The following is a 3748-nucleotide window of genomic DNA, read 5'->3' on the forward strand; positions in this document are numbered from 1 at the left end:
GCCACCGCACCCGAACCCCGCCGCCCGACCCCGCCGGTCGCACTGCCGCGCCCGGCGCACCCGCGCGCCCCCGCCACCCCGTGGGCGCCCGGACGAGAGGCGACACCGTGGAGACCCGCAGCCCGACCACCCGGCGCACCACCCACGCCGGACCGCTCGACGTCGAGACCTTCCGCGCCACCCCGTTCCACGCGGCGGTCCCCCAGGCCGACCTGGACGACCTGCGCGACCGCCTGGCCCGCACCCGCTGGCCCGCCACGCCGCCCGCCGCCGACTGGTCGCGGGGCGTCCCGCCGGACTACCTCGCGGAGCTGGCCGAGCACTGGCGCACCCGGTTCGACTGGCGGGCCGTCGAGGCCAGGCTCAACGAGCTGCCGCAGTTCACCACCACCCTGGACGGCGCGAACGTGCACTACGCGCACGTCCGCTCGCCCGAGCCCACCGCCACCCCGCTGCTGCTCGTGCACGGCTGGCCCGGCTCCTACGTGGAGTTCCTGGACGTCGTCGGCCCGCTCACCGACCCCGCCGCGCACGGCGGCGACCCCGCCGACGCCTTCCACCTGGTCATCCCGACCCTGCCCGGCTTCGGCTTCTCCGGCCCCACCCCCGAACCGGGCTGGGACCACCGCCGCGTCGCGCGGGCGTTCGCCGCGCTGATGGCCGGGCTCGGGTACCACGACTACGTGGTGCAGGGCGGCGACTGGGGCATGGTGATCGCCGCCGAGCTGGCCGTGCACGACCCGGAGAACGTGGCGGGCGTGCACGTGAACACCCTCCTCACCCTGCCGCCGCAGCGGCCCGGCGCGCTCGACGACCTGACCGAGGACGAGGCGGCCAGGCTGGAGCTGCTGGGCCACTACGGCGAGGACGGCTCCTGCCACTTCCGGCTGCTGGTCACCAGACCGCACACCGTCGCCTACGCCCTGAGCGACTCCCCGGTGGGGCAGCTGGCGTGGATCGTGGAGAAGTACCGGGACTGGAGCGGCGCGCGGACCACCCCCGAGGAGGTGATCGACCGGGACCTGATGCTGGCCAACGCCTCCCTGTACTGGTTCACCGCCACCGCGGCCTCCTCCGGCGCCCTCTACCACGAGGCGCTCGGCGGCAGCAACCGCAACTCGCACCTGCTGGGCGGCCCGTGGGAGCTGTCCTGCCCGGCCGGGGTCGCGGTGTTCGCGCACGACGTGAACCTGCCGCTGCGCCGCTTCGCCGACGCGGTCCTGCCCACCGTCTCGCACTGGTCGGAGTTCGACCGCGGCGGCCACTTCCCGGCGCTGGAGGTGCCCGAGCTGTACGTGGGCGACATCCGCGCGTTCACCAGGACGCTGCGCAGGCGCTGACCCGGAAAACCCTGCCGCGCAAGGGGAACCCGCGTCGAGCAGGGCAACCAGGAAGACGTCCCCGGCCGCCGCGCCGTGCCACGATCGGCTTGTCCCACCGCCCCCGGCCGCAGCACGCGCGGGGCGGCCCCGGCCGTCGCCGGGCACCCCCTTCCGGCAAGCGCCCGGTCCCGCGCGAGCGGCGGACCGGCGGACCCCACGGAGCCACTGATGAACAACACCGCTGCACCCTCGCGGGACGAGCTGGTCGGCCGGGCCGCGGAACTGGCCCCCGCGCTGGCCAAGCACGCGATCTGGCAGGAGGAGAACCGCGACCTGCACCCCGACGCGATCGACGCGCTCGCCGACGCCGGGCTGCTCAAGCTCACCCTGCCCGCCCGCTACGGCGGCCACGAGTGCGACACCACCACCCTGGTCGACGTGCTGGCCGAGATCGCGCTCGGCGACGGCGCGGCCAGCTGGGTCGCCACCGTCTGGAACATCAGCACCTGGCTCGCGGGCCTGTTCCCGGACGAGGTGCAGGACGAGGTCATCGCCTCCGGCGACACCCGGATCTGCGGCACGTTCGCCCCGCACGGCGTCGGCGTGCCCACCTCCGGCGGGATCGTGCTCAACGGCAGCTGGAGCTTCAACACCGGGGCCAGGCAGAGCGGCTGGAACGCGCACGCCGCCGTGCGGGTGGCCGAGGGCGGGGAGCCCGAGCCGGTGCTGGTGCTGGTGCCGATGTCCGAGCTGGAGGTCGTCGACGACTGGCACTCGTCCGGCCTGCGCGGCACCGGCAGCGTCACCACCACCGCGAAGGACGTGTTCGTCCCGGACGCCCGCGTGCTGCCGATGATGCCGGTGATGCGGGAGGGCGCGCACCGCTCCGAGACCAACGCGGCGTCGCGGCTGTGGAACGTGCCGTTCCTGCCGTGGGCGTGCGCGGTGACCAGCGCGACCGCGCACGGCCTCTCCCGCGCGGCGTGGGCGGCGTTCCTGGAGCGGCTGCCCACCCGCTCGATCACCTACACCGACTACGAGCGCCAGTCGCACGCCCCGCTCACCCACGTGCAGCTCGCCGACGCGCGGGCCCGCATCGACGAGTCCGCCTTCCACGTGCACCGGGTCGCCGCGCGGGTCGACGCCAAGACCGGCGCGCCCTGGTCGGTGCGCGAGCGCGTGGAGGCCCGGCTCGACCTGGGCGTGGGGGTGCAGCGGGCCAAGGAGGCGGTCGACATCCTGGCCAACGCCAGCGGGGCCTCGTCCACGCTGACCACCGTGCCGATCCAGCGGATCGCCCGCGACAGCCAGACCTCCAGCCTGCACGCCTTCGCCCACCCGGACACCAACCTGGAGCTGTACGGCCGCGTCGTGTGCGGCCTGGAGCCCAACACCCAGTTCCTCTGACCGCCCACCCCGCCCCCGCCACCCGCGGGGGCGGGGCTCCCGCCGCGCCACGTGAAGAACCGAGCAATCCGGAAGAAGCCCGCTCCCCGCGCGCGGCCGTACGGTCGTGCACGGGGGCCACGCGAGGAGTTGACGATGGATGGCCACGTGCCCGCGCAGCGGTCCCCCCAGGACGAGCCGCCCGAACCACCCCCCGACGGCCCGTCCCGCGCGATCCCGGTCGGCGCCCTGCCCGGCGCGGCGCTGATCGGCGGCGCCGCGCTCGCCGACCCGGTGCTGCTCGGCGCCGCGCCCGCGATCCCGGCGCTGCTCGACGCGGTGCTGCCCGACGACCTGCTGCCCGACGACTTAGCGCCCACCGCGGTGCTCCCCGGCGTGGTGCTCCCGGACGCCCTGCTGCCGGGGGACCTGCTGCCCGACGCGCTCCTGCCCGCGCCACTCCCGCTCGCGCCGCTCCCGCCGGACGTGGCGCTGACCGAGGTGCTGCTCCCGGAGGACCTGCTGCCCGACGACCCCCTGCCCGACGCGCTCCTGCCCGACGCCCTCCTCCGGCCCGCCGAACCGCTCGCCACCACGCCCCACCCCGGCCGCCCGAGACCCGCCCCGCACCCGCTGTCGACGGTCACCGTCGACCTGGTCATCCCGGTCTTCAACGAGGAGCGCGCCCTCCCCGGCTGCGTCGCCACCCTGCACGACTACTGCACCCGGCGGCTGCCGTTCGACTGGACCATCACCATCGTCGACAACGCCAGCACCGACACCACCCGCCGCGTCGCCCAGGACCTCGCCGGGCACTGGCCGAGGGTGCGCGTCGTGTCCCTCGACCGGCGCGGCAAGGGCAACGCCGTGCGCACCGCGTGGACCGGGAGCAGCGCGGGCGTGGTCGTCTACATGGACGTCGACCTGTCCACCGGGCTGGACGCGCTGGTCCCGCTCGTGGCCCCGCTCGCCGTCGGCCACTGCGACCTCGCCATCGGCTCGCGGCTCGCGCCGGGCGCCCGCACCGTGCGCGGCGCCCG

At 75.8% G+C, this 3748-nt stretch carries 3 protein-coding genes; all 3 read left to right on the forward strand.

Translation table 11 applies throughout. The features are described 5' to 3' along the window. The first annotated feature begins 107 nt into the window (after positions 1 to 107). Positions 108 to 1340, forward strand: a complete 1233-nt coding sequence (locus tag ACTUAL_RS08930; protein WP_440899921.1) for an epoxide hydrolase family protein — start codon at positions 108 to 110, stop codon at positions 1338 to 1340. 210 nt (positions 1341 to 1550) lie between these two features. After that, complete coding sequence (locus ACTUAL_RS08935; RefSeq protein WP_440899922.1) at positions 1551 to 2729, forward strand: acyl-CoA dehydrogenase family protein; 1179 nt, start codon at positions 1551 to 1553, stop codon at positions 2727 to 2729. A 135-nt stretch (positions 2730 to 2864) separates the two neighbouring features. Further along, positions 2865 to 3748 (forward strand): glycosyltransferase (locus tag ACTUAL_RS08940; protein WP_440899923.1); only part of this gene is annotated, 884 nt, incomplete at its 3' end.

It is taken from the genome of Actinosynnema sp. (assembly GCF_052038725.1).